Genomic DNA, 26,297 nt, shown 5'->3' with positions numbered 1-26,297 from the left:
GAATCTCCCGACTGCGATCCATGCAGCGTCGTGGCAAGCCCTGCTTTAGTCAAGCGGGGTGCGGCAACGGGGTGTTTCCCCGCGGCCAGTCCCCCAGGAACGGCTGGAAGATCGCCGCCACCGCCTGCGCGCCTCCTTCGTCGTCCAGGTGCAGGTGATGGCCGCCAGGCAGCTCGTGGACCGCGAAGGGGCGCCCGTCGAGCAACTGGCGGATGCTCGGCTCGGCGGCGAGCATGCCGCCCTGGGCCAGCACCAGGCTGACCGGGCACTGCACCGCCTGGACGAAGCTCGCGGAGTGGGCGCGGGTGAAACGCAGCGGCGAGGGCAGCGTCAGGCGCGCATCGCTGCGCCAGGTGAAGCCGCCGGGCACCGGCATCAATCCGCGCCGGGCCAGCAGTTCGGCGGCCTCGCGGCTGACCGCGCCGACGCCCTTCATGCGTGCCTCCACCGCGCGGTCGATGGCTTCGTACACCGGCTTGCGCTTGTTCGGCAGCGCCAGTTGCGCCTTCAGCGCCTCGCCCAGCTTGGCCGGCGCAGTGTCGGCCTCGCCGGTGTAGGGCACCAGGCCGTCGATCAGCGCCAGGCGCTCGATACGCTCGGGCATGGCGCCGGCCAGCAGCACCGAGACGATGGCGCCCATGGAATGCCCGAGCAGCGAGAAGCGCTCCCAGCCCAGTTGCTCGGCCACCGCCAGCACGTCGTAGGCGTAGTCCCACAGCAGGTAGCTGGCCCCGGCGGCGCGGTGCGCCGAGTGGCCATGGCCGGCGAAGTCCAGGGCGACGATGCGCAGCCCGTCCAGCTTCGGCGCCAGGCGCGCGAAGCTCATGGCGTTGTCCAGCCAGCCGTGCAAGGCCAGCACCGGCTTGCCGTCCTCGGGGCCGAACAGGTGCGCGGCCAGTTCGATGTGCGGAAGGTTCAGGCGGATCTCTTCGACCTGGGCGCTCATGGGCGGGCATTCTCCTGTTCGGCGCGGCGCTGCCAGCGCTCGACGACCTGCTTGATCAGTTCGGCGGTGTCGCGCGGGCGCTCCAGCGGGAACATGTGCCCGCCGGGCAGCGACAGGGATTCGCCCCAGGGCGCGCGGCGCACCGCGCGGGCATGGTGCGGCAGCACCACCCGGCTGTGGCGGCCGCGCACCAGCGCCAGCGGCACCGCCAGGCGCCGCGGGCTGCCCGGTGCAGCGTGGGGCACGTTGCGGTAGATGCTGATCTCGGTGGCCGGGTCGAACTTCAGGCGCAGGCCCTGGCTGCTGGCGGCCAGGCCGTGGCGCACATAGTCCGCCAGGCAGTCCGGGTCGAAGCGGCGGAACAGCGACTTGCCGCCGAAGTAGCGCAGCGCCTCGTCGAAGTCGGCGAAGTCCTCGCGCCGCCCCAGGGTGCGCCCGGCCGGGGTGATGCGGTCGATGAAGCCGAAGCGCTTGGCGGCGCGGATCACCCACTGGTCGGCGAAGGTCAGGGTCGGCGAGTCGAGCATCAGCACGCCGCGGTACAGCTCCGGGCGGCGCAGCGCCGCATGGTAATGCAGCAGGCCGCCGAGGGAATGGCCGACGCCCCACACCGGCGCGCCCTGCGCTTCCAGGTGGAACAGCAGCTCGTCCACCAGGTTCGCCCAGTTGGCGTTCACCGGAAAGCGCGGGTCGTGGCCGTGCATGTCCAGGTGGCGCACCTCGAATTCCGGCGCCAGGGCCTGGAACAGCTTGCCGTAGGTGGCCGAGGGGAAGCCGTTGGCGTGGGCGAAGAAAAGCGCTTGGGACATGCCGGTGACCGCGTGCTGGAGACGGCAGGATTTTCCCCCAGGCGGCAGCGGGCGACAATGGCCGGGCCCACCGCCGGCCAGGGCAGTCCGGCCAAAAGCCAGGCCTCAGCGTTGGCGCAGGCGCGCCGGCGGCAATCCGTAGGTGCGGCGGAACAGGCGGCTGAAGTGCGCCTGGTCGTAGAAGCCCAGGTTCAGCGCCACCTCGCTCAGCGGCTGGCCGGCGAGCACCCGCGGCAGGGCGCGCTCCAGGCGCAGCTGGGTCAGCCACTGGTGCGGCGGCAGCCCGCAGTGGTTGCGGAAGCGCCGCAGCACCTGCCAGGGGCTGAGGTCGCAGAAGGCCGCCAGTTCGTCCAGCGTCGGCGGGTTTTCCAGGCGCGACTCCAGCCACTCGCGCAGGCGCCGCCAGGCCTGGGCGTCGAAGCCCTGGCGCGGCTCGCGGATGCGCAGGCTGGAAGCATGTCCGAGCAGCGTGGCCAGGCCCTGCCAGAGCCGGCCCTCCTGTTCCAGCCGCTCGCCCTCGGCCAGCACCTGGTGCAGGCCGTGCAGTTGCTGCCGCAGCTGTTCGTCGCGCACCTGGCTGGCCAGCAACCGCGGCGTGCCCTGGCGGCCGTCGCTGAGGCTGCGCGCGGCCTGCTCCAGCCACTGCGGCTCGATGGACAGCACGCGGATGCGATAGCCGTCCTCCCCTCGCTGGCGCCGTCGTGAATGCTTTCCGGGCTCATCAGCAGGATGTCGCCACCACCGGCCAGGCAGCGTTCGCCGGCGTGCACGTAGCGCTGGCGACCGTCGAGCATCAGCCCGATGTGATAGTCCAGGTGGAAGTGCCGGGGGAAGGCGAAACGGTGGTACTCGGCGTCGATGTAACGCACGCCGGGCAGCCCGCTGCGGTGGTGTTCGATGCGTTCCATCGGCCTACTCTAGCGCCGCGGCGCGGGCAGGTCTTGGATAAAATTGCGGGCTGGGGAATCCCATGGGGACGAATCGCGGACGGAGTCCGCTCCTACGACCGTGCTTCCTGGAACCGTAGGAGCGGACTCTGTCCGCGATCATCCGTCGTTGAAAACGGCGGATAACGCCGTAGGCGTTATGCGCCCTACGAACTATCGCGAACGCGGGAACCCGGGGTTCGCGAGCAAGCTCGCTCCTACGAAAAGCAAAAGCGCGTCCGCTCTAGCTCTGGCTTTTGGACTTCCAGAGAAACAACCGAGCGCACCGGAACGCCCCTTCAGAAGGCCGAGCGAAACCGGCGCTCAGGAGGTCATGCGACATGGATGTCGCTAGAGCCCCGATGGGCTACAGGGACGTACCCTCGGGGCGGGCCTCCGTGGCGGGGGAATTCGTGAGGGTAGCCCGGCTCCATCGGGCCCGTATGCGGGGCAAGCCTTTTTGGTTCCTTTTGTGGCGTTTGACAAAAGGGACTCGCCCGAGGGGGCGAAACAAAAAATCTCCGCAGACTCGGAGCGGCGCGCTACACCAAGCCCCCAAGCCAATTGGCTTCCCGCGTTCGCAGGAATGACGATGCGGAGATAGGAGCACAGGACCAAGGTTCGCGAGCAAGAGCTAGGCGCCCCCTCGATCCGACGAAGAGCATCCCGGCGCGGGCTGCAAGACTACACCACCCCAGCCATGGCGTTTTCATGTAGGAGCGCGCCCTGCGCGCGAAATCGCGGGCAGGGCCCGCTCCTACAGGTCTTCCGTATCGCCTAGCGCTCCAGCGGCACTATGGCCATGGTCAGCCGCGAGATGCAGCTGGGCTTGCCGTCGTCGCCGTGCAGGCGGATTTCCCAGACGTGGGTGGAGCGGCCGAGGTGCACCGCCTTCGCCACCGCCGTCACCCGCCCGCTGCGCAGGCCACGCAGGTGGTTGGCGTTCACCTCCAGGCCCACGCAGTAGTACTTGCTGGTGTCGATGCACAGGTAGCTGGCGGTGGAGCCGACGGTCTCCGCCAGCACCACCGAGGCGCCGCCGTGCAGCAGGCCGTAGGGCTGGTGGGTGCGGGCGTCCACCACCATGCTGGCGGTCAGCGAGTCGTCGTCCACCGCCTCGAAGCGGATGTCCAGGACCTCGCCGATGGTGTTCCTCAGGTTGGCGTTGAGCGCCTCCAGGTCAGGCGTAGTGCGCCATTGGCTCATGCATTCACTCCCGGCAGTCAGTCATGCCACTGCACCGCTTCGCGGCGCTCGGCCCATTCGTTGAAGCGCGCGCCGTAGGTGGACTCCACCACGTTGCGCTTGATCTTCAGGGTAGGCGTGAGGAAACCGTTGTCCACGCTCCACACGTCCCTCACCAGCACCAGCCCGGCCAGGCGCTCGTGCTTGTCCAGCTCGCCGTTGACCTCCTCCACCAGCTGCCGCAGGCTCTCCTCCAGCTGCGAGCGCGAGCCGTTGGCGGCCTCCTGGCGGCCGACCTCGGACAGCACGCACAGCCCCAGGGGCGCCACCAGGCCATCGCCGACCACGCAGATCTGCTCGATCCGCGAATGCACCGCCAGGCGATTCTCGATGGGTGCCGGGGCGACGTACTTGCCCTTGCCGGTCTTGAAGATTTCCTTGAGCCGGCCGGTCAGGCGCAGGTTGCTCTCGGCGTCCTGCTCGCCCTTGTCGCCGGTGCGCAGGTAGCCGTCCTCGGTGAGGGTCTCGGCGGTGCGCTCGGGGTCCTTGTAGTAGCCGAGCATGGTCGCGCCGCTGCGCACCTGCACCTCGCCCTCGTCGCTGATGCGCACTTCCACCCCGGGGCTGGACTGGCCGATCCAGCCCTCGCGCTGCTTGCCGGGCCGGCAGACGTGGGAGTAGCCACAGTTCTCGGTCATGCCGTAGACCTCCAGCACGTTCAGCCCCAGGCGCCGGTACCAGTCGAGCAGCGCCGGCGGCACCGGCGCCGCGCCGCACAGGGCGTAGCGCACCGCGTCCAGGCCGAGCTTGGCGAGCACCTTGCGCCCGACCAGGCGGCCGATGAACGGCAGGCGCAGCAGGCGGTCGAGCTTCTGCGCCGGCATCTGCGCGTAGACGCCCATCTGGAACTTGGTCCAGATCCGCGGCACGCCGAAGAACACCGTGGGCCGCGCCCGGCGCATGTCGGCGAGGAAGGTGTCCAGGCTCTCGGCGAAGAAGATCGTCTGCCCGGCGTAGATCGAGGCCATCTCCACGAACATCCGCTCGGCCACGTGGCACAGCGGCAGGTAGGACAGCAGGCGGTCCCCCTCGCCGACGCCGAACAGCTTCATGGCGTGGCTGGCGGCGAAGTCGAAGTTGGCGTAGGAGTGCATCACGCCCTTGGGCGTGCCGGTGGTACCGGAGGTGTAGATGATGGTGGCGAGGCTGGCCGGGTCGGGCAGCGACACCTCCTGCAGCGGCTCGCAGGCCTGCAGGTCGTCCCAGCTGTGGTCGAAGCGGCCTTCCGGGTGCAGCGGCAGGGACACGCTGAGCACCTCGGCCGGCAGCCCCGGGGCCATCGCCGGCCAGTCGTCGAGCTTGCCGACGAAGGCCACCGCGGCCTCGGAATGGCTCATCACCTGGTGCACCGATTCGGCGGTGAGGTTCGGGTACAGCGGCACCGAGACGTGCCCGGCCATCCAGATGGCGACGTCGGCGACGATCCAGTGCGCGCAGTTCTTCGAGATGATCGCCACGCGGCTGCCCGGTGGCAGCTGCAGGCTACGCAGCCAGGCGGCGGCACGTCGCGCCTGGTCACCGGCCTCGCCCCAGGTGAGGCTTTGCACCTGGCCGCCCGGCAGCGGCTGGACCAGGTAGCGCTTGTCCGGGTGGCGCGCCTCGCGTTGCAGGAATTGCTCGAGCGGAGAACGAATTGCAGTGACCACATGCCCCTCCTTTCTTGTTGTTCTAGAGGTGTAGCGATAGATCAACCAAGCACTTGCTTGGTCGAATATTCCATGCGTCCTACAGCCTGGCAAGAAGGGATATGTGAACTTTTGTAGGGAGATGCTTCAGGAGTGCATGGCGCGCCCGCCAGCGAACTGCTAAAAGCAGCGGCAGGCCCCCGTGGAAAGCTGCCCATGCCGTTCATCACCGACAGCGCGCTGGCCGAGTTGCCGCTGCTCTTCAACCTGCTCTGCGCCACCCTGTTCGGCGGCCTGATCGGCCTCAACCGCCAGTTGCACCACCGCCCCGCCGGGCTGCGCACCCATGCCCTCACCGCCCTGGCCGCGGCGCTGGCGATCACGGTGATCCAGCAACTGCAGCCGGCCACCGCGGATGCCGCCAGCCGAGTGGCCCAGGGCGTGCTCACCGGCATCGGCTTCATTGGCGCAGGAGTCATCGTCCATCACGAACGCCGCTACCGCGTGGAAGGGTTGACAACCGCCGCCACCATCTGGGTCTCGTCGATGCTCGGCCTGGCCTGCGGCACCGGGCACGTGCTGACCGCCGCCGTCGGCCTGGTGCTGACCTTGCTGATCCTGGTGCTGGGCAACCGCCTGGAGCAGCGCCTGGCCGGCCGCGAGCCGACCGACGATGTCAGCCTGACGGACGACGACAAGCCGAGTTGACGCGCGGAACGCCGAGGCCCGCGCAGGGCCCCGGCGGAACCTTCAGCCGCGCCCGGGGTGGTAGAGGGAAACCAGGGTCATCAGCCCCGCCAGCGCCCCTCGCCTTCCAGCTCTGCCAGGGAGGCGGTGGCCATGGGCAAGGCCTCGTCGCGGCTGCCGTGCACCAGCAGCCCGCCCAGGGCGCCGATCAGCGGCTGGTGGCTGACCAGCAGCAGGTTGCGCTCGCTGCGGTTGTCGAGGAAGCGCAGCACGTCGCGGGGGTCGTCGTCCGGCGTCAGCCAGGGCGCGGTGCCCACCGCGCCGTCGAAGCCCAGCGCCTCGCGCACCAGCTCGGCGGTCTGCTGGGCCCGCACGTAGGGGCTGGCCAGGATGCCATCCAGCGGGTGGCCGGCCAGGTGCCCGGCGCTCTGCAGCACCTCCTTGCGGCCGTGGGCGGTCAGCTGCCGCTCGGCGTCGCGGCGGGCCTGGGGCTCGGCCTGGCCATGGCGCAGCAGCCAGATCCTCACAGCTTCGGTTCCTCGTCGCGCACCGGGTGCGGCGCCGGCGGCACCGTGTGTGCAGCCTCGCCTTCGGGCGCGCGGGCGGCCGGCCAGTCGGCGAAGGGCCAGGGCTTCTCGTCGCTGTTGAAGGTGCCGAAGCGGCCGATCTGCGCCAGGTACTGGCTGAGGCTGTCGCCGAAGGCCAGCAGGCTGGCGCTGGGCGCGCCGTAGATGATGCGGTAGACCAGTTGCACCACCACCACGGCGCCGAGCAGCATCTGCGCGACGTACCAGACCAGGGCGAACAGCAGCATCCAGAGGATGCGCAGGGCCAGGGATTCCTTGTTCATACGGTCGGCCAAGCGATCAGCGGACATGGGTATCTCCTCAGAAGCCACTGGTGGGAATGAAGTCGGTGTCGGTCTTCGGCTCGCCGCTCATCAGCGCCTGGATCACCTGGGCCAGGGTGCGCCCGCCGAAGAGGATGGCGTAGAGCCCGGCGACCAGCGGCATGTAGACGCCCAGCTCGTCGGCCTTGGCCTTGAGCACCTTGAGGGTGTTCACCCCTTCGGCGGTCTCGCCCATGCGGGCGACGGCGTCGTCGAGGCTCAGGCCCTCGCCCAGGGCGAAGCCAACCTGATAGTTGCGGCTTTTCGGTGACGAGCAGGTGACGATCAGGTCGCCCACCCCGGCCAGGCCGAGGAAGGTCATGGGGTTGGCGCCGAGCTTGACGGCGAAGCGCGTCATCTCCGCCAGGGCGCGGGTGATCAGCATGCCCTTGGTGTTCTCGCCCATGCCCAGGGCCGCGGCCATGCCGGCGATGATGGCGTAGACGTTCTTCAGCGCCCCGCCCAGCTCGACGCCGAAACGGTCACCGCTGGCGTAGACGCGGAAGGTGCGGCCGTGCAGCGCTTCCTGCACGCGGGAGCAGAGCGCCTCGTCCTCGCTGGCGACCACGGTGGCGGTCAGCTCGTGCTCGGCGATCTCGCGGGCCAGGTTCGGCCCGGAAATCACCGCGATGCGCGCGGCCGGGGCGATCTCCTCGAGAATCTGGCTCATCAGCTTGAAGCTCTGCGCCTCGATGCCCTTGGTCAGGCTGACCAGCGACTTGCCCGCCAGTTGCCCGGCGAAGGGTTCCAGCACCTTGCGCAGCGCGCTGGACGGCACGGCGACGAAAATGAGCTCGCAATCGTTCAGGGTCGCCGCCAGGTCGGTGACCGGCTCGACGTTCTCGTGGATGCGCACGCCCTTGAGGTAGCGCGGGTTCTCGCGCAGGGCGCGGATGCTCGCGGCCTGCTCCTCGTCGCGCATCCATTGGCGCACGCGCTGGCCGTTCTCCGCCAGCAGGTTGGCGAAGGCGGTGCCGAAACTGCCGCCGCCCAGCACGGCGATCGGTTGCTGCTCAGTCATGTCACTTCCATCACGGGCCGCACGCAGGCGGCGATTGGGGCATTATAAGGCGCCACCGCCAGGCGGCCAGTGCACATCGCACGCTGGCAAAGCGCCCCGCCTCGTTTAACATCCGTCCCCGTAGAGAATCGAGAACAGGGCCGTTCCGTGCACGCCACGCAGCACCGCCAGAACCGACCAGCCGCCGGAGACGCAGCATGACGCCGCGCAAGGGCTGGAACATCCAGAACCGCATGCTCGCCATCAGCCTCGGCCCCGCGCTGCTGCTGACCCTGCTGCTGACCGGCTACTTCACCCATTCGCGCCTGCAGGACCTGCGCCAGGAGCTCAACCACACCGGCCAGCTCATCGCCAACCAGCTCGCCCCGGCAGCGGAGTATGGCGTGCTTTCGGGCAACCTGCCGGTCCTGCAGAGCCTGCTGCGCACCACCCTGGGCACGCCGCACGTGCGCTTCATCGAGGTGCGCAACCGCAATGACGAGATTCTCGTCTACGCCGAGCAGCCGCCCGGCGACAACGGCCAGGTCGCGCCCAAGATCGAGGTGTTCCACGCCGCCATCCAGCGCGAGCACGTCGCCCCCGAGGTCCCCGGCGACGCCGCCGCGCTGCGCCACACCCCGGGCCGCCAGGGCCAGCCGGCCAGCGATGCCGACTACCTGGGCCGCGTGGTGGTGGGCATGGCCAACGACGCCTTCAGCGAACGTCAGCAGGAAATCCTCTTCAAGGCCAGCCTGCTGGCCTTCTTCGCCCTGCTGCTGACGCTGCTGCTGGCCCGCCGCCTGGCGCAGCGCCTGGCGGCGCCGATCAGCACCATGGCCAATGCGGTCCAGGCGATCCAGACCGGCGACTACCAGACCAGCCTGCCGGTGCTGGACAACGGCGAGGTCGGCGACCTCGCACGGCACATCAACAACCTGGCGCGCGGCCTGCAGCAGGCCAGCAAGGAGCAGGAGCGCACCATCACCCAACTGGTGGCGGCCCGCGAGGAGGCCGAGCAGGCCAACCGCAGCAAGTCGGATTTCCTGGCCATGATGAGCCATGAACTGCGCACGCCGATGAACGGCGTGCTGGGCATGCTGCAACTGCTGGAGACCACCGAGCTCAACCACGAGCAGGCCGAGTACACGGCGCTGGCCACCGAATCCACCGAGCACCTGCTCAAGGTCATCAACGACATCCTCGACTTCTCGCGCATCGAGCGCGGCGCCCTGGAGCTGGAGCACATCCCCTTCAACGTGCTGGAGCTGATCCAGGGCTCGCTGCTGGCTTTCCAGCACAGCGCCCAGCAACGTGGCCTGACGCTGCGCATGGACGTCCAGCCGGGGCTGGAGTACCTGGAGGTGCGGGGCGACCCGACGCGCCTGCGGCAGATCCTGGTCAATCTGCTGGGCAACGCGCTGAAATTCACCGAGGAAGGCGCCATCCGTCTGGAAGTGCGCTGGCAGGCCCTGGACGACGAGGTGCTGTGGCTGACCTGCGCGGTCAACGACAGCGGCATCGGCATCTCCCCGGAGCGCCTGGAGCACATGTTCGAGGCCTTCAAGCAGGCCGATTCGTCCACCTCGCGGCGCTACGGCGGCACCGGCCTGGGCCTGGCCATCGCCCGCACCCTGGCCGAGCGCATGGGCGGCACCCTGCAGGCGTCCAGCGAGGAAGGCCTGGGCTCGACCTTCACCCTGGAGATCCCCCTGCCCTTCCACGCCCGCGGCCCGGGCGCCGGCGCACGCGCCCTGCGGGCCTCGGAGCCGGCCACGGGCCAGTCGGTGCTGCTGGTGGAGGACAACCCGGTGAATCAAACGGTCATAGAAGCCATGTTGCGCAGCCTCGGCTATCGCGTCACTCTGGTCGGCGATGGCGCACAGGCGGTGCGCACGGCGGAACGCAACGAATTCGATGCCATCCTCATGGATTGCCGCCTGCCGCTGCTCAACGGCTACGAGGCCACGCGACAGATTCGCGCACTCGCCGGGTGCCGGCAGGTGCCGATCATCGCCCTGACCGCCAATGCCCTGCAGGGTGATCGCGAGCTGTGCCTGGAGTCGGGCATGGACGATTACCTGGCCAAGCCGTTCAAGCGCGCCGATCTGCAGAAAATTCTGCAGCGCTGGTTGACCTCCGGGCGTTGATCCGCGGGGCCTGTTCGCCCAAACTCGTGGGCCTGCGAGGCTGATCGGCAAGATGAACGCCCAGCTGGAGCAACAGAGGCACCGGAATAAAGTGAACAACCGTTCGCCCGGTGCTGTGACTTTAACCGACAGGCAATAGTCTATGACTAGGCTGCCGCAGGACGCCGCTACAAGAATGAGGCGCGCGGAGCCGCAGGACGATCGATTTCGCCCTGCCGTTCAGGATTTTTGAGGAGCTCGCATGACCAAACAACACGCCTTCACCCGAGAAGACCTGCTGCGCTGCAGCCGCGGCGAGCTCTTCGGCCCGGGTAATGCGCAACTGCCCGCCCCGAACATGCTGATGATCGACCGCATCACCCACATCAGCGACGTTGGCGGCAAGTATGGCAAGGGCGAACTGGTCGCCGAGCTGGACATCAACCCCGACCTCTGGTTCTTCGCCTGCCACTTCGAAGGCGATCCGGTGATGCCGGGCTGCCTGGGCCTGGATGCCATGTGGCAGCTGGTCGGCTTCTACCTCGGCTGGCAGGGCAACCCCGGCCGCGGCCGCGCCCTGGGTTCGGGCGAGGTGAAATTCTTCGGCCAGGTCCTGCCGACCGCCAAGAAGGTCACCTACAACATCCACATCAAGCGCACCATCAACCGTTCGCTGGTCCTGGCCATCGCCGATGGCAGCGTCAGCGTCGATGGCCGCGAAATCTACAGCGCCGAAGGCCTTCGCGTCGGCCTGTTCACCTCCACTGACAGCTTCTAAGGGTAATCCGCATGCGTCGCGTCGTGATCACCGGCCTGGGCATCGTATCCTGCCTGGGCAATGACAAAGACACCGTCTCAGCCAACCTGCGCGCCGGCCGTGCCGGTATCCGCCACAACCAGTCGTACGTCGACATGGGGCTGCGCAGCCACGTCTCCGGCTCGGTGAACCTCAACCTCGAAGAGCTGATCGACCGCAAGGTGTTCCGCTTCATGGGCGACGCCGCGGCCTATGCCTACCTGGCGATGGAACAGGCGATCAAGGACTCCGGCCTGACCGAAGAGCAGATCTCCAACCCGCGCACCGGCCTGATCGCCGGCTCCGGCGGCGCCTCCACCCTGAACCAGATGGAAGCCATCGACACCCTGCGCGAAAAGGGCGTCAAGCGCATCGGCCCATACCGCGTCACCCGCACCATGGGCAGCACCGTTTCCGCCTGCCTGGCCACCCCCTTCCAGATCAAGGGCGTGAACTACTCCATCTCCTCGGCCTGCGCCACCAGCGCACATTGCATCGGCACTGCCATGGAGCAGATCCAGATGGGCAAGCAGGACGTGGTCTTCGCCGGTGGCGGTGAAGAAGAGCACTGGAGCCAGAGCTGCCTGTTCGACGCCATGGGCGCCCTCTCCACCCAGTACAACGACACCCCGGAAAAGGCCTCCCGCGCCTACGATGCCAAGCGTGACGGCTTCGTCATCGCCGGTGGCGGCGGCATGGTGGTGGTCGAGGAACTGGAGCACGCGCTCAAGCGCGGCGCCAAGATCTACGCCGAGATCATCGGCTACGGCGCCACCTCCGACGGTTACGACATGGTCGCCCCGAGCGGTGAAGGCGCCATCCGCTGCATGCAGCAGGCGCTGGCCACCGTCGACACCCCGATCGACTACCTGAACACCCACGGCACCTCCACCCCGGTGGGCGACGTGGCGGAAATCCGCGGCGTCCGCGAAGTCTTCGGCGACAAGGCCCCGGCCATCAGCTCCACCAAGAGCCTGTCCGGCCACTCCCTGGGCGCCGCCGGCGTGCACGAGGCGATCTACTGCCTGCTGATGATGCAAGGCAACTTCATCGCCGGCTCCGCCAACATCGACGAGCTGGACCCGGAAGTCGCCGACATGCCGATCCTGCGCGAGACCCGCGAGAACGCCAAGCTCGACACCGTGATGAGCAACAGCTTCGGTTTCGGCGGCACCAATGCCACCCTGGTGCTGCGCCGCTTCAACGGCTGATCGTCAGCTCGATACAAGAAAGGCGCCCCGGGGGCGCCTTTTTTGTTGCCTGTGTTTTGGGACCTCCTGGAGGAGGCGACACGTAGGGCGGATAACCGTTCGCGGTTATCCGCCGGTGGACCTGGTGTGGGGCCGACGGCGGATAACGCTTGGGGCGTTATGCGCCCTACGATTGCGTATTCGAACCGATGTTCCAGGCTGACACCGAACGCCCCGGCAACGCCGAACGGCCCCCTCTCCCGCTTGCGGGAGAGGGCTGGGGAGAGGGAACGGCGTCAACCCGAAACACGACTGCCGCCGGCAAGCACCGTTCGCGAGCAAGCTCGCTCCTACAGGGTGTGGCGCTAGACGTAGGGCGAATAACCGTTCGCGGTTATCCGCCGCCGGGCCTTGGCGCGGGGGATACGGCATCGCCGGCCTGCCGGCCGGATCGCGGACGGAGTCCGCTCCTACGGGCACATGGCGCACAGAGTAACTGTAGGAGCGGGCCCTGCCCGCGATTCGCGCGCAGGGCGCGCGTCTACAGGGGAGCCGGAGGTGGGCATGGCGTAGGAGCGGACCTTGTCCGCGATTGGCTTTCCCCGCGCCAAAGCAAAACCCCCGACCAGCCAGGCTGATCAGGGGTTTTGGGATAGGTGCTTGACGATGACCTACTCTCACATGGGGAAACCCCACACTACCATCGGCGATGCGTCGTTTCACTACTGAGTTCGGGATGGGATCAGGTGGTTCCAACGCTCTATGGTCGTCAAGCAATTCTTTCGGATGCCCGTGGCTTGCGCTCACGCTCATCCCGATTCGGGTATGTGACAGGTATTCTTTGCGGTTCTCACGAACTTTCGGTTCGTCGACTTCACCAATCAACACACAAATTGTTTGGGTGTTATATGGTCAAGCCTCACGGGCAATTAGTATCGGTTAGCTCAACGCCTCACAGCGCTTACACACCCGACCTATCAACGTCGTAGTCTTCGACGGCCCTTCAGGGGGATCGAGTCCCCAGTGAGATCTCATCTTGAGGCTAGTTTCCCGCTTAGATGCTTTCAGCGGTTATCTATTCCGAACATAGCTACCCGGCAATGCCACTGGCGTGACAACCGGAACACCAGAGGTTCGTCCACTCCGGTCCTCTCGTACTAGGAGCAGCCCCTCTCAAATCTCAAACGTCCACGGCAGATAGGGACCGAACTGTCTCACGACGTTCTAAACCCAGCTCGCGTACCACTTTAAATGGCGAACAGCCATACCCTTGGGACCGGCTTCAGCCCCAGGATGTGATGAGCCGACATCGAGGTGCCAAACACCGCCGTCGATATGAACTCTTGGGCGGTATCAGCCTGTTATCCCCGGAGTACCTTTTATCCGTTGAGCGATGGCCCTTCCATACAGAACCACCGGATCACTAAGACCTACTTTCGTACCTGCTCGACGTGTCTGTCTCGCAGTCAAGCGCGCTTTTGCCTTTATACTCTACGACCGATTTCCGACCGGTCTGAGCGCACCTTCGTACTCCTCCGTTACTCTTTAGGAGGAGACCGCCCCAGTCAAACTGCCCACCATACACTGTCCTCGATCCGGATAACGGACCAGAGTTAGAACCTCAAGCATGCCAGGGTGGTATTTCAAGGTTGGCTCCACGCGAACTGGCGTCCACGCTTCAAAGCCTCCCACCTATCCTACACAAGCAGGCTCAAAGTCCAGTGCAAAGCTACAGTAAAGGTTCACGGGGTCTTTCCGTCTAGCCGCGGATACACTGCATCTTCACAGCGATTTCAATTTCACTGAGTCTCGGGTGGAGACAGCGCCGCCATCGTTACGCCATTCGTGCAGGTCGGAACTTACCCGACAAGGAATTTCGCTACCTTAGGACCGTTATAGTTACGGCCGCCGTTTACCGGGGCTTCGATCAAGAGCTTCGCTTTCGCTAACCCCATCAATTAACCTTCCGGCACCGGGCAGGCGTCACACCCTATACGTCCACTTTCGTGTTTGCAGAGTGCTGTGTTTTTAATAAACAGTCGCAGCGGCCTGGTATCTTCGACCGGCGTGGGCTTACGCAGTAAATACTTCACCCTCACCGGCGCACCTTCTCCCGAAGTTACGGTGCCATTTTGCCTAGTTCCTTCACCCGAGTTCTCTCAAGCGCCTTGGTATTCTCTACCCGACCACCTGTGTCGGTTTGGGGTACGGTTCCTAGTTACCTGAAGCTTAGAAGCTTTTCCTGGAAGCATGGCATCAACCACTTCGCTCTCTAAAAGAAAGCTCGTCATCAGCTCTCGGCCTTGAACACCCGGATTTGCCTAAGTGTTCGGCCTACCACCTTAAACTTGGACAACCAACGCCAAGCTGGCCTAGCCTTCTCCGTCCCTCCATCGCAGTAACTAGAAGTACAGGAATATTAACCTGTTTCCCATCGACTACGCTCTTCAGCCTCGCCTTAGGGACCGACTAACCCTGCGTCGATTAACGTTGCGCAGGAACCCTTGGTCTTTCGGCGTGGGAGTTTTTCACTCCCATTGTCGTTACTCATGTCAGCATTCGCACTTCTGATACCTCCAGCAAGCTTCTCAACTCACCTTCACAGGCTTACAGAACGCTCCTCTACCGCGCATCTTGCGATGCACCCGTAGCTTCGGTGTATGGTTTGAGCCCCGTTACATCTTCCGCGCAGGCCGACTCGACTAGTGAGCTATTACGCTTTCTTTAAAGGGTGGCTGCTTCTAAGCCAACCTCCTAGCTGTCTAAGCCTTCCCACATCGTTTACCACTTAACCATAACTTTGGGACCTTAGCTGACGGTCTGGGTTGTTTCCCTTTTCACGACGGACGTTAGCACCCGCCGTGTGTCTCCCACGCTGACACTTCCAGGTATTCGGAGTTTGCATCGGTTTGGTAAGTCGGGATGACCCCCTAGCCGAAACAGTGCTCTACCCCCTGGAGTGATACGTGAGGCGCTACCTAAATAGCTTTCGAGGAGAACCAGCTATCTCCGAGCTTGATTAGCCTTTCACTCCGATCCACAAGTCATCCCCTGCCTTTTCAACGGAAGTGGGTTCGGTCCTCCAGTCAGTGTTACCTAACCTTCAACCTGCTCATGGATAGATCGCCCGGTTTCGGGTCTATACCCAGCGACTAAACGCCCTATTAAGACTCGCTTTCGCTACGCCTCCCCTATTCGGTTAAGCTCGCCACTGAATATAAGTCGCTGACCCATTATACAAAAGGTACGCAGTCACCCAACAACGTGGGCTCCCACTGCTTGTACGCATACGGTTTCAGGTTCTATTTCACTCCCCTCTCCGGGGTTCTTTTCGCCTTTCCCTCACGGTACTGGTTCACTATCGGTCAGTCAGTAGTATTTAGCCTTGGAGGATGGTCCCCCCATGTTCAGACAACGTTTCACGTGCGCCGTCCTACTCGATTTCACTTCCTGGAACCTTTCACATACGGGGCTATCACCCACTATGGCCGCACTTTCCAGAGCGTTCTGTTAGATTCCAAGAAGCTTAAGGGCTAGTCCCCGTTCGCTCGCCACTACTAAGGGAATCTCGGTTGATTTCTGTTCCTCAGGGTACTTAGATGTTTCAGTTCCCCTGGTTCGCCTCACACACCTATGGATTCAGTGTGTGATAACCAGCTTGTGCTGGCTGGGTTCCCCCATTCAGAGATCTCCGGATCACAGTCTGTTTGCCGACTCCCCGAAGCTTATCGCAGGCTACCACGTCTTTCATCGCCTCTGACTGCCAAGGCATCCACCGTATGCGCTTCTTCACTTGACCATATAACCCCAAGCAATCTGGTCATACGTCTCGAACGTGAAGACGACATTCGCCGAAAATTCGCGCTTGAACTCGCAAATTTTACCTTGACTTGAACAATCCCCAGTGAAAGAGATCATTCAGTCTACTTCTATCACATACCCAAATTTTTAAAGAACGGTTCTGGCACAAAGACCAGACATCAATGTTCGCAGCGGAACACTCATGTCTGAGCTTTCGACGATTTCGGAGATGGTGGAGCCAAGGAGGATCGAACTCCTGACCTCCTGCGTGCAAAGCAGGCGCTCTCCCAGCTGAGCTATGGCCCCCTCTTTTCCAACGATTGGTGGGTCTGGGCAGATTCGAACTGCCGACCTCACCCTTATCAGGGGTGCGCTCTAACCGACTGAGCTACAGACCCATATAGGGTTGCCTAACCGTCGCTTACCAGTGAATCAAGCAATTCGTGTGGGAGCTTATGAGAAAGCCGGGATCTTCGATTAAGGAGGTGATCCAGCCGCAGGTTCCCCTACGGCTACCTTGTTACGACTTCACCCCAGTCATGAATCACTCCGTGGTAACCGTCCCCCGAAGGTTAGACTAGCTACTTCTGGAGCAACCCACTCCCATGGTGTGACGGGCGGTGTGTACAAGGCCCGGGAACGTATTCACCGTGACATTCTGATTCACGATTACTAGCGATTCCGACTTCACGCAGTCGAGTTGCAGACTGCGATCCGGACTACGATCGGTTTTCTGGGATTAGCTCCACCTCGCGGCTTGGCAACCCTCTGTACCGACCATTGTAGCACGTGTGTAGCCCTGGCCGTAAGGGCCATGATGACTTGACGTCATCCCCACCTTCCTCCGGTTTGTCACCGGCAGTCTCCTTAGAGTGCCCACCATAACGTGCTGGTAACTAAGGACAAGGGTTGCGCTCGTTACGGGACTTAACCCAACATCTCACGACACGAGCTGACGACAGCCATGCAGCACCTGTGTTCCGATTCCCGAAGGCACTCCCACATCTCTGCAGGATTCCGGACATGTCAAGGCCAGGTAAGGTTCTTCGCGTTGCTTCGAATTAAACCACATGCTCCACCGCTTGTGCGGGCCCCCGTCAATTCATTTGAGTTTTAACCTTGCGGCCGTACTCCCCAGGCGGTCGACTTATCGCGTTAGCTGCGCCACTAAGATCTCAAGGATCCCAACGGCTAGTCGACATCGTTTACGGCGTGGACTACCAGGGTATCTAATCCTGTTTGCTCCCCACGCTTTCGCACCTCAGTGTCAGTATCAGTCCAGGTGGTCGCCTTCGCCACTGGTGTTCCTTCCTATATCTACGCATTTCACCGCTACACAGGAAATTCCACCACCCTCTACCGTACTCTAGTCAGGCAGTTATGGATGCAGTTCCCAGGTTGAGCCCGGGGATTTCACATCCATCTTACCAAACCACCTACGCGCGCTTTACGCCCAGTAATTCCGATTAACGCTTGCACCCTTCGTATTACCGCGGCTGCTGGCACGAAGTTAGCCGGTGCTTATTCTGTTGGTAACGTCAAAACTACAAGGTATTAACTTGCAGCCCTTCCTCCCAACTTAAAGTGCTTTACAATCCGAAGACCTTCTTCACACACGCGGCATGGCTGGATCAGGCTTTCGCCCATTGTCCAATATTCCCCACTGCTGCCTCCCGTAGGAGTCTGGACCGTGTCTCAGTTCCAGTGTGACTGATCATCCTCTCAGACCAGTTACGGATCGTCGCCTAGGTGAGCCATTACCCCACCTACTAGCTAATCCGACCTAGGCTCATCTGATAGCGTGAGGTCCGAAGATCCCCCACTTTCTCCCGTAGGACGTATGCGGTATTAGCGTCCCTTTCGGAACGTTGTCCCCCACTACCAGGCAGATTCCTAGGCATTACTCACCCGTCCGCCGCTGAATCAGAGAGCAAGCTCCCTTCATCCGCTCGACTTGCATGTGTTAGGCCTGCCGCCAGCGTTCAATCTGAGCCATGATCAAACTCTTCAGTTCAATACTGATCGGGTTTTGAGAAAACCCTAAACTTGGCTCAGCAATCGCAAAAAACTCTCGAATTCACGAGTGTTACTTGTGATGCTGATAATCTTGCGATCACCAGTCTTAGCTCACAAGCACCCACACGAATTGCTTGATTCAACTTGTTAAAGAGCAGTGGTTGATTCTTTCGCCTCAACCGAGGCCGCGCATTCTACGCCAACCTCTTATTCCGTCAAGCGTTATTTTCAGAATTTTTCGTTCCTACTCAACAGCTTGCGCTTTCGATCGGCCGAAGCTTCTCGTCAGCGGGAGGCGCATTTTACAGCGTTCAAACTCGCTGTCAAGCACCTCGGCGATCTTCCTTTTCGGCCCACTGCCGGAGCAGCTATCGAACCGAAAGGCGGCAAGTGAATCACCTGCCTGACCACCACCCTCAACTTCGAACCCGCTTAAGTGCTTGATTTTCAAGCTCTTTCAGCGCTTCGTCGCTGGGAGTGGTGCGCATTATAGGGACTTCAGAATGCCCGTCAACGACTTTTTGAAACTTTTATTTCGACGGCCTTCTTTCCTGCAGCAGCGAGACCAGCGAATCGAAGTCGTTCATCTGATAGAGCGGCAGGTACAGCTTCCTGACCGCGCCCCTGACCTGCCCCGCCGCACCCATGTCGCCACTGACCACCTTCCTCTTATAGGCGACCTGCTCGTCCTGGTGCCGGTACACGTCTTCCGCCGACATCCAGAACACACCCTTCACGCAGGGCAGGTCATACCAGTAGACGTAGGCGCACTTGTGCACTCCCGGGCCGTTGACCACCAGCTCGCGCTGGGCGTCCAGCTTGCCGGCGACGTCCAGCGTCATCGAGTGGGAATAGCACTCGTAGGCCGGGTTGACCTTCTTCGAGATCAGCAGGAAGGGCCGGAATATGACCTTGAACTCCATCAGCAGCAGGACTTCGCCACTTTGCACATGTCGTACCTGGAAATCCGGCATGTGCAGTTCCTGCTGGTCGGCCCTTTCGACCACGAGCCCCGGAACCAGGGTGTCCAGGACCTGCTGTAAGTAGGATTCGAACACCGCCTCCAGTTCATTGCCCAGGTCGATGTCCGGGTTCTTGTCTATATGCTTGAGCGTGGAGAGGTGGAAATGCTCGCATTCGCGGCAAACCCCGTCGCCGGGCCTTTTCCGCGCTGGCGCGCCCTGTGCCTGGTCGAGGTACATCGTCTGGTAGTAATGCCGTGACTCCGGCTGCCAGGCGAGCAGCCTGGAGTGCGCCGCCGGGACGCGGGCGACCAGCCCCGGCGGCAGCGATTCCAGCAGGTTCTGGTACAGGTTGCAGGCCTTCCATGGATTCGACATGCGAACATCAACTCCCTACAATCGACGCCCCTCAGCCATGCTACACGAAGAGATCACACGTTCTTCATGATCAAGCTGCTCAACACCTACGAAGACCGCGACGAGGCGGAAGCCGCCGCCGAGAAGCTGACCGGCCCCAAGCGCCTGGCCAGCGAGCGCGACGACACCACCACCATCTACAACCTCTTCGGCGCCCCGACCTGGGGCAACTTCCTCCGCCTGGGCATGTACAACCTGGAGGAACTCAAGACCCTGCTGGCCAACCGGGAAAGCTGGAACAGCGCACAGCAGGCACGCCACGCCGAAATCGCCGGGACGCTGGCCATCGTGGCCAAGAACTACGAGATCGAAGTTCCCGCCCACTGGCTGTAGCCCCCGGCCACAGCCAGCCCCCTACCCTATCCTCGCGAACATCTTCTCCAGATAGCCGCCGGCGCCGTCCTCCATGAACAGGATGTGGCGGTCTTCCAGCTCCGCTTTCGGGCAGTGCTCCGCGACGTTCAGCAGTTCCGCATAGGGCGTCGGCGACAGCACGAAGGCGTTGAGCACCAGCGCCTGCTCGCCCGGCAGCGTGGCCTGGATCGACTTGACCTCCCTGTACAACCCCAGCTTCGGATGCGCCAGGTCCAGATTGCGCAGCCCCTTGGGGTCCACGAAGGTCAGCCACTGCTGCCCCGTCGCGTCATCCACCAGCCAGAGCAGGAAATCGGGATAGAAGTTGCCCGCGGTGGCGAAGCCCAGCCCCTTGTCCTGGGTGGCGGCGTTGCGCAGCAGGTAAAGGCTGCGCGAGCCAATGGCCTTCCTGCCCGCGGGCGAGCCATGGAAGGCCTCCAGGTCCCTGACGAACGCCCACTCGCTGGGCGCGTCGAACGCCAGCGGGCGCAGCTTGAACGGAACGGCGTCCTTGTCGTCCAGCGACAGCAGCGGGTAGTACAGGTGACGGTCGAAGCTGATGGCCACCATGTGCGGCGCGCTCCACTGGCCGGCCTGGTCGAGCCGCCCCTGCGCCACCAGCGCCTTCAGCTCTTCCAGCTTGCGGAAGTACTCCAGGCCCTGCTCGCTGCCCTCTATCTCGAAGCGGTAGCCCTTGAGCATCGAGCCATGCCCGCCGTCCAGTTGGACCACGTCGTAGAACTGGCCTTCGTAGCCGCTCTTCAGGGCCTTGTAGAAGCGCTCGGTATAGTCCACCAGCAGGCGCAGCAGTATGTCTTCCTGCTTGCGCACGTCGGCGTAGCCGGTGATCGCCAGCTCGCTGGCCGGGATCAGCAGCGTGTACCAGTCGGCCGGCCCCTGGCAGAAGTCCATCAGCTTCTGCCGGTCCAGGCGCAGGTTGCTCCAGCCCCGCTGCAGCTTGCAGTTCTGCAGCTCGATATAGATGCGGTCCCAGTCGAACAGGCCGAACAGCGCCGGGTCCAGCTTGCCCCTGTGCCGCGCCTGCGCCGCCGTGCCCGCCGTCGCCGTGGTGCTCAGCGCCTCGATGCGCGGATACAGGTCCAGCGTCACATGGGGCAGCTTGACCTTGCCGGCGAATGCCGCGGGCACTTCGTACAGCCAGGGGAAATGGGTACGCTTGAAGCCTTTCTTCTGGTTGTCCTTGTAGCCGTCCTTGAGCGCCAGGGTCCTCAGCTTGCCCTGCGGCAGGTTGGCCCGGGTGGGGAGGTCCAGCTCGATCAGCTCGTCGCTGGGGGTGATCCCCTCCTCCTTCAGGTAGTCCTTGAAGGCCGCGATGTAGTTGGCACGCACCCCGAAGATGTTCAGGGTTTCCAGCTTGTCCAGGTGCAGGCCCTTGGGGCGCTCCTGGGGGCTGGTGCGCTTCAGCGAGAAGCCCTCGCCCTTCAGCCGCACGCCGCGGCCGAACAGCTGGATGATCTGCGAACCCTCGCCCTGGCCCATGTTGAGCAGGCCCATGGTGGATACGCGCCAGCTGCTCCAGCCCTCGGTGAACTTGCGCGAACCGACCAGCACGTTCAGCCGGCTGTCCTTGTGGTTCAGGGTGCCGAAGAGCGCGCCGCTGAAGTCGTCCACCTCGCTGTCAAAGGCCGCGCAGGCCTCGGCCTGGCGGAAGAAGCCGGAGTCGTCGCCGATGTTGATCAGCGCGAAGGGTTCGCCATCGCCCACCCGCAGGGCCAGCTCGCCCTTGCTGTTGCGGATGTTGACCAGCTTCAGGCGCTGGCGGGCCGGGGCGTTGAACACCCGCTGGAGGATGTCGGCGTACAGCTCGTCGATCCTGTCGCTGTAGCCCAGCAGCGGGGCGAAGCGCCCCTGGAAGATGTTGTTGCCCTTGGCGTCCAGCAGCTGCGCCTTGTCGTTCACCAGGTCCGCCAGCCAGGCCTTGATCTGCGCCTCGCGGTTGAGGAACTCGGCGAGGAAGGTCACCACCTCGAGGATGTCCGAATCCTCGTCCGCCACCTTGTTGCCGACGAACACCCACAGCGGCTTCTCGATGTTGAAGTCCTGCAGTTGCTCGCGATGGCGGCTCCACAGCCAGGACTGCTGGTAGAAGGCCAGCAGGCAGGCGGCGAAATACTTGTAGGCGTTGTCGCCCTCGGCGTAGGCCTCGCCGTTCATGTTCAGGATCAGCGAGTCCTTGCCGTAGCCATCCTCGTAGAAGAACTTGTACGAGTAGTCGAAGAGGATGCACTTGGCGTAGACCTCGCGGGTCGCGGTGATGCGCGCCTGGCGCAGCTCTTCCGCGGACAGCGCCAGCTGCGCCAGTTGCGCCTCGTCCAGCTTCTTCAGGCTGGAGGTCTGGAACAGCATCCTGGCGCGCTTCTTCTTCAGCTCGTCCTCCGCCGCGTCGACGGTCAGCCCCTTGGCCACCGCCTGGCCGAAGGTGGCCGAATACTCGAAGGCGAAGCCGCCGCGCACCAGTGCGTCGCGCCGGCTCATCCAGGCCCCCGCGGCGGTTCCGGTGCCGCGGTGGCCTTCGTCCACCAGCACCAGGTTGTTGCCTTCGAAGGCCTCCACCGCCACGGTCTTGTCACCCATCTCGTCGCCGAGCTTGTTGATGTCGATGATCTCGATGGTGCCGCGCGGCGGCGTCTGGCTCTTGTTGAAGTACTGGGCGAAGCCGAAGCCGGACAGGTGCAGCTCTTCCAGGTGCTGGCGCGACAGGCCCTCGTTGGGCGTGAGCAGGATGATCTTGCTCGGGTAGCGGTCGGCGTTGCCGGCCTGGAAGTAATGCAGGTACTGCAGGATGTTGACGTGCAGCAGCAGGGTCTTGCCGCTGCCGGTGGCGTTCCAGAAGGCGATCTTGTTCAGGTCGTCGGCGTCGAAGTCGCGGAACGGATCGGCGCCGGCCTCCCCGCGGTAGGCCGCCAGGGTCTGGTTCAGGCCATCGAGCAGCGCCTCGCGGCGGTTGAAGTACCAGTCCAGGTAGATCTCGGTGAACAGCAGCGACAGGTACTGGAAGTACTTCATCTGCAGTTCGTGGCCTTCGCGCTTGTTGCGCTGGGCGGTGATGCGCTGCCAGTGCGCGACTATGTTCAGGTCGTAGCGGCGCAGCTCCGCCTCGCCAATGCGCTGCGGCTCGAAGAGGTTGCCGGCGAGCTCGTGGAAGAACAGCGTCTGGCCGTCGTCGTCGATGCCCTCGTGGCGGTCGTCGCCCAGGCGCAGCTTCAGCGCCCCCAGGCTGCCGCCCCTGAAGAAGCCCAGCATCCAGCGGTTGAGCACCAGCTCCTGGTGGAAGCTGCGCTTGCCGGCCGCGCCCCGTGGTGCACGCGCCATCAGAGCGCCTCCACGGCGAACATGCGTTCGAGGAATTCCGGCTCGATCTGGCGCAGCCTGAGCTCGCGGGTGGCGCCGCCCTCCGCCGCGGTCTGGGTGAGCACCGTGGGGATGTTGTGGTCGCCGTTGAGGTAGATGACGTCGAAGCGGCTGTCCGCCGGGTCGATCGCCAGTTCCTCGCAGAGCCGGCTGACGCCTTCGTAGTCCAGGACCTCGCAGTCACGCCAGAGCACCAGGCAGCGCTCCCCGCCCGGCAGCGTGCCGGTGACCTTGACGAAGCCGCGCTCCAGCTGCGCATCGACCTGGCCGACGCGCAGGCCGAGTAGGTAGTTGAAGGTCTCGACCAGGTCCACCGGGCGCCGCTCGAAGGCGCCGGCGGAGTCCACCGCGATGTCCATGGCGTAGTCGAACGGCTTGCGGAAGTCGCCGATCGACAGCAACGAGGCGCGGCTCTCGACGTTCAGCATGTAGCGCAGCAGGTAGTCGTCCCGCGCGTGGTCCGGGAGGAAGCCGAACAGGTCGCCCACCGCCGGCGGCCGGGCGAGCTGGATGTTGTTCAGGGCGTCCTCGTAGCTCTCCAGCTTGAGCACCTTGAAGCAGCCGGACAGCCCGGTCTGCGGCGCCGTGGGCTTGCCGTCCTTCCATTGCGCGGAATAGATGGCCTTGATCGCCCGCGGCTTGGTCACGCTTTCGAAGTACTCGCCCTGCTCCACCAGGATGAAGCCGATCCTGGGCTCCAGGCCGGCGGCCCGGGCCTCGCGCCGCAGCTCGACCACGGCGTGGGCGGTGGTGCCGCTGCCGCCGAAGTAGTCGAGCACCAGGGCCTGCTCGTCGGCCTGGACCGCCAGGGAGATGCACTTCTTCACCAGGTGGATCGACTTCGGGAAATCGAAGCGCTTCTCGCCGAGCATGTCGATGAGCAGGCTGTTGCCGTACTTGCCGGCATCGAATTCGCCACCGCTCCAGACGGTCTTGGGCACGGTCTGCTCGTGGGTGACGAACAGGTCCCAGTCGTCGCCGACCTTGCGCGCGGCGATGCGCTCGAGGTTCTGGCGGATGGAGTCGAGGCCGAAGTTCCAGCGCCGCTCGACACCGTCCTGGTCGATCGGCCACACCTCGACGCGCCCGTCCGCCAGCAGGACGTTCCTGCCGGCCGGGTGGAAGTCGTCGTCCGGCACCGTGCCGACGTCGACGACGCGGCCGTCCAGGACGTAGATCGGGTAGAACGACGGCCGCCGGTCGACGCGCCGGGAGTTCTCGCCCCAGCGCCGCATCTTGCGCGGGGTGTCGTTCTCTTCCAGGGTCCTGGCGATGCTCGACAGCCCGTCGCGGGTGAGGAACAGGGCGTACTCGTGGGTGCGGTTGAAGTTGCGGGTGATCGAGCCCTTGGGGTTGTGCACCACGGTGACGCGGGACAGCGTGTGCTCCGGCGCCACCTGCTCCATCACCTTGGACAGGTTGACCATCTCGGAGTCGTCGATCGCCACCGTCTTCACGCCATCGTAGCGCAGCAGGCCCATGCCCTTGACCAGGCGGTCCTGCATCAGGCTCATCCAGGATGAGTGCTTGTACTCGTTCTTGTAGAGGATGGGCGTGGAGTTGGTGTTGTAGGGCGGGTCTATATAGATGTACTTGACCTGCTCGCGGTAGCGCTCCTGCAGGAAGCTCAGGGCCTGGAAGTTGTCGCTGTGGACGAAGATGCCGTCGACGCTGCCGTCCAGGTCGGAAAGGGAAGCCAGTAGCCGCGCCTTGAAGGCGGCGTCGTAGAGGCTGGTGTCGAGCATCCGGAAGGGGGCGTTGCGCAGGTCCTGCTCGGTGCCGTTCGCCGCGCCCGTCCAGAGCCCCAGCTGGCGCCACTGTTCCCACTGCCGGGGGTTGGCGGCTATCGCCGGGTACAGCGCTTCCGGCACCCGGTCCAGGGTGATGCAGTAGTGGCTGGAGACCACGAACTTCTTCTTCAGCCACAGCTTCTTCTGGAATTCCTCCAGCTGCGCCAGGAAGTCGATCAGCTCCTGGGCGATGGCCCGAAGGCACTGCGTCATGCGCAGGCTCTTCTCGATGTCGGCGATGGCGGTGGCGTTCTGCAGGTCGTCCAGGTGCAGGACTTCGCTCTTGATGTAGAAGTCCAGCTCGCCGCGCAGGAAGCGGGCCAGGTCCTTGTGGATGAAGTAGTCGGCGGTGTTCTTGCTGGTGTAGTCGGTGAGGTTCTTCTCCAGCAGCGTGCGCTGCGGGTTCTTCTCGGTCGGCTCGCGCCTGGCCAGCTCGGCCCAGCGCGCCTTGACCGCCGCGTCACCCAGCACGGTCTCCACGGCCTTGCCGATCAGCGTCTCCTGCCTGGTGCCCTTGGCCACCGGCCGGTACTCGAAGCGCAGCGTCAGCAGCGGCTGGCCGTCGGCCCCGTCGCTTTCCTCGATGGGGCGCAGCGCTTCGTCGTACTCATGGCCATGCTCGTCGGTGCGGCTCACCGTCATGGGCTCGATCAGCGCAAAGCGGCGCTCCTTGTCGTTGTCCTTGCGGTTGTCCTTGGCGGTGTCGGCGGCCACCAGGCGGAAGTGCACGGTACGGCCGTCTTCCAGGCGGAAGCTGTAGTTGGCGAAGTTCTCGCCGCTCTTGGTGTAGTACTGGTCCTTGTTGGCCCAGTGCAGCATGACTTCCTCGCCGGCGTAGGGGATGGCATAGGTGTCCCCCTTGTAGCGGCGCTGGCTGACGAAGTCACCGTTGTTGTAGTAGCGGCCGAAGAAGGTCAGCAGGTGGCTGAAGACGGCGTTCTCGTGCTCGGAGGCGCCGGCGCCTGCCTCTTTCAGCCGGGCCCGCAACGCCTGCACCCGCGGTACGCTTTCCGGGCTCACGCCGAGCTGCTGGGCACTTTTTTCCGCCTCGCGCAACTCGTTTTCCAGCTGCTGCAGGCTGGCGGCGCTGCCGGCCGCCAGGCTCGCCTGGATCTTGCCCGGCAGGCGCCGCTCCAGGTAGTCGTTGATCTCGCCGGCACGGGCATTGAGGATGCGGTAGACGCCGAAGTCCAGCTCCGGGCGGTCGATCTGGAAGATCTCGCGCAGCTTGGCGACCAGGGCCTGGTGCTTGGGGTTACGGATGTCGCTCATGACTTGGCCTTTTTCAATACCGCTGTATCTGTCCGGGTTCACCGCCGGGGAAACGCACACCACGCCCGCTGCCG

General features: G+C 64.1%; 14 protein-coding genes, 2 tRNA genes, 3 rRNA genes and 2 pseudogenes. 5 read left to right on the top strand and 16 right to left on the bottom strand.

Going from position 1 to position 26,297, the window contains the following annotated elements:
* Positions 1-49: 49 nt before the first annotated feature.
* The 5 genes and pseudogenes from PKO50_RS10775 to PKO50_RS10755 all read right to left on the bottom strand — a co-directional run bounded on the left by PKO50_RS10775 (position 50) and on the right by PKO50_RS10755 (position 5,572).
* A complete protein-coding gene (locus tag PKO50_RS10775; protein WP_275629668.1) occupies positions 50-946 on the bottom strand; it encodes an alpha/beta fold hydrolase in 897 nt (298 codons plus the stop codon).
* Positions 943-1,755, bottom strand: coding sequence for an alpha/beta hydrolase (locus PKO50_RS10770; protein ID WP_275629667.1), 813 nt, complete (start codon positions 1,753-1,755; stop codon positions 943-945). The genes PKO50_RS10775 and PKO50_RS10770 overlap by 4 nt, the downstream gene beginning before the upstream one ends.
* A 105-nt stretch (positions 1,756-1,860) precedes the next feature.
* A pseudogene (locus tag PKO50_RS10765) lies at positions 1,861-2,663 on the bottom strand (AraC family transcriptional regulator).
* A gap of 795 nt (positions 2,664-3,458) precedes the next feature.
* Entirely contained in the window at positions 3,459-3,887 is a 429-nt protein-coding gene (locus tag PKO50_RS10760) for a hotdog fold thioesterase (protein WP_275629666.1), read from the bottom strand.
* Between the two features lie 17 nt (positions 3,888-3,904).
* Positions 3,905-5,572 (bottom strand): AMP-binding protein, encoded by a 1,668-nt coding sequence (locus PKO50_RS10755; RefSeq protein ID WP_275629665.1) that lies wholly within the window; start codon positions 5,570-5,572, stop codon positions 3,905-3,907.
* Positions 5,573-5,767: 195 nt separating this feature from the next.
* On the opposite strand from PKO50_RS10755, the gene PKO50_RS10750 reads away from it, so the two are divergent.
* Entirely contained in the window at positions 5,768-6,259 is a 492-nt protein-coding gene (locus PKO50_RS10750) for an MgtC/SapB family protein (protein ID WP_109934327.1), read from the top strand.
* 42 nt (positions 6,260-6,301) lie between these two features.
* Here PKO50_RS10750 and sixA read toward each other — a convergent pair.
* The 3 genes and pseudogenes from sixA to PKO50_RS10735 all read right to left on the bottom strand — a co-directional run bounded on the left by sixA (position 6,302) and on the right by PKO50_RS10735 (position 8,148).
* Positions 6,302-6,765, bottom strand: a pseudogene (gene sixA, locus PKO50_RS10745) (phosphohistidine phosphatase SixA).
* Positions 6,762-7,115 (bottom strand): DUF4389 domain-containing protein, encoded by a 354-nt coding sequence (locus PKO50_RS10740; RefSeq protein WP_275629664.1) that lies wholly within the window; start codon positions 7,113-7,115, stop codon positions 6,762-6,764. Before PKO50_RS10740 ends, sixA begins: the two are co-directional and overlap by 4 nt.
* Before the next feature lie 10 nt (positions 7,116-7,125).
* Positions 7,126-8,148: an NAD(P)H-dependent glycerol-3-phosphate dehydrogenase gene (locus PKO50_RS10735; RefSeq protein ID WP_009618538.1), complete on the bottom strand. Its 1,023-nt coding sequence runs from the start codon at positions 8,146-8,148 to the stop codon at positions 7,126-7,128.
* 197 nt (positions 8,149-8,345) lie between these two features.
* Between PKO50_RS10735 and PKO50_RS10730 the strand changes: the two genes are divergently transcribed.
* The 3 genes from PKO50_RS10730 (at position 8,346) to fabB (ending at position 12,260) form a co-directional block, all read left to right on the top strand.
* Positions 8,346-10,274 (top strand): ATP-binding protein, encoded by a 1,929-nt coding sequence (locus PKO50_RS10730; protein ID WP_275629663.1) that lies wholly within the window; start codon positions 8,346-8,348, stop codon positions 10,272-10,274.
* Between the two features lie 241 nt (positions 10,275-10,515).
* Entirely contained in the window at positions 10,516-11,031 is a 516-nt protein-coding gene (fabA, locus tag PKO50_RS10725; RefSeq protein ID WP_009618534.1) for a 3-hydroxyacyl-[acyl-carrier-protein] dehydratase FabA, read from the top strand.
* An 11-nt stretch (positions 11,032-11,042) separates the two neighbouring features.
* Positions 11,043-12,260 (top strand): beta-ketoacyl-ACP synthase I, encoded by a 1,218-nt coding sequence (gene fabB / locus PKO50_RS10720; protein ID WP_089394911.1) that lies wholly within the window; start codon positions 11,043-11,045, stop codon positions 12,258-12,260.
* A gap of 637 nt (positions 12,261-12,897) precedes the next feature.
* On the opposite strand, the gene rrf is transcribed toward fabB, so the two are convergent.
* The 6 genes from rrf to PKO50_RS10690 form a co-directional block, all read right to left on the bottom strand.
* Positions 12,898-13,013, bottom strand: a 5S ribosomal RNA gene (gene rrf / locus PKO50_RS10715).
* A 134-nt stretch (positions 13,014-13,147) separates the two neighbouring features.
* Positions 13,148-16,038: ribosomal RNA gene (locus PKO50_RS10710) — 23S ribosomal RNA — on the bottom strand.
* A gap of 232 nt (positions 16,039-16,270) precedes the next feature.
* Positions 16,271-16,346: transfer RNA gene (locus PKO50_RS10705), tRNA-Ala, on the bottom strand.
* Between the two features lie 15 nt (positions 16,347-16,361).
* Positions 16,362-16,438 (bottom strand) — tRNA-Ile (locus tag PKO50_RS10700).
* 80 nt (positions 16,439-16,518) lie between these two features.
* Positions 16,519-18,054 (bottom strand): 16S ribosomal RNA (locus tag PKO50_RS10695).
* The 16S, 23S and 5S rRNA genes sit together here with 2 tRNA genes alongside, the layout of an rRNA operon.
* Positions 18,055-18,586: 532 nt before the next feature.
* Positions 18,587-19,396 carry a hypothetical protein gene (locus PKO50_RS10690; RefSeq protein ID WP_275629662.1) on the bottom strand — a complete coding sequence of 270 codons (810 nt, stop codon included), beginning with the start codon at positions 19,394-19,396 and terminating at the stop codon, positions 18,587-18,589.
* 69 nt (positions 19,397-19,465) lie between these two features.
* Here PKO50_RS10690 and PKO50_RS10685 point away from each other — a divergent pair, with 69 nt between their 5' ends.
* Positions 19,466-19,768 carry a hypothetical protein gene (locus PKO50_RS10685; RefSeq protein WP_109937374.1) on the top strand — a complete coding sequence of 101 codons (303 nt, stop codon included), beginning with the start codon at positions 19,466-19,468 and terminating at the stop codon, positions 19,766-19,768.
* Positions 19,769-19,789: 21 nt separating this feature from the next.
* Here PKO50_RS10685 and PKO50_RS10680 read toward each other — a convergent pair whose 3' ends face one another.
* Positions 19,790-23,122: a DEAD/DEAH box helicase family protein gene (locus PKO50_RS10680; protein WP_275629661.1), complete on the bottom strand. Its 3,333-nt coding sequence runs from the start codon at positions 23,120-23,122 to the stop codon at positions 19,790-19,792.
* Entirely contained in the window at positions 23,122-26,223 is a 3,102-nt protein-coding gene (locus PKO50_RS10675) for a site-specific DNA-methyltransferase (protein ID WP_275629660.1), read from the bottom strand. Before PKO50_RS10675 ends, PKO50_RS10680 begins: the two co-directional genes overlap by 1 nt.
* Positions 26,224-26,297 lie beyond the last annotated feature (74 nt).

Source organism: Pseudomonas sp. 273, from assembly GCF_029201425.1.
GTDB lineage: Bacteria > Pseudomonadota > Gammaproteobacteria > Pseudomonadales > Pseudomonadaceae > Pseudomonas > Pseudomonas delhiensis.
This window is presented reverse-complemented; position numbering and strand designations above follow the sequence as displayed.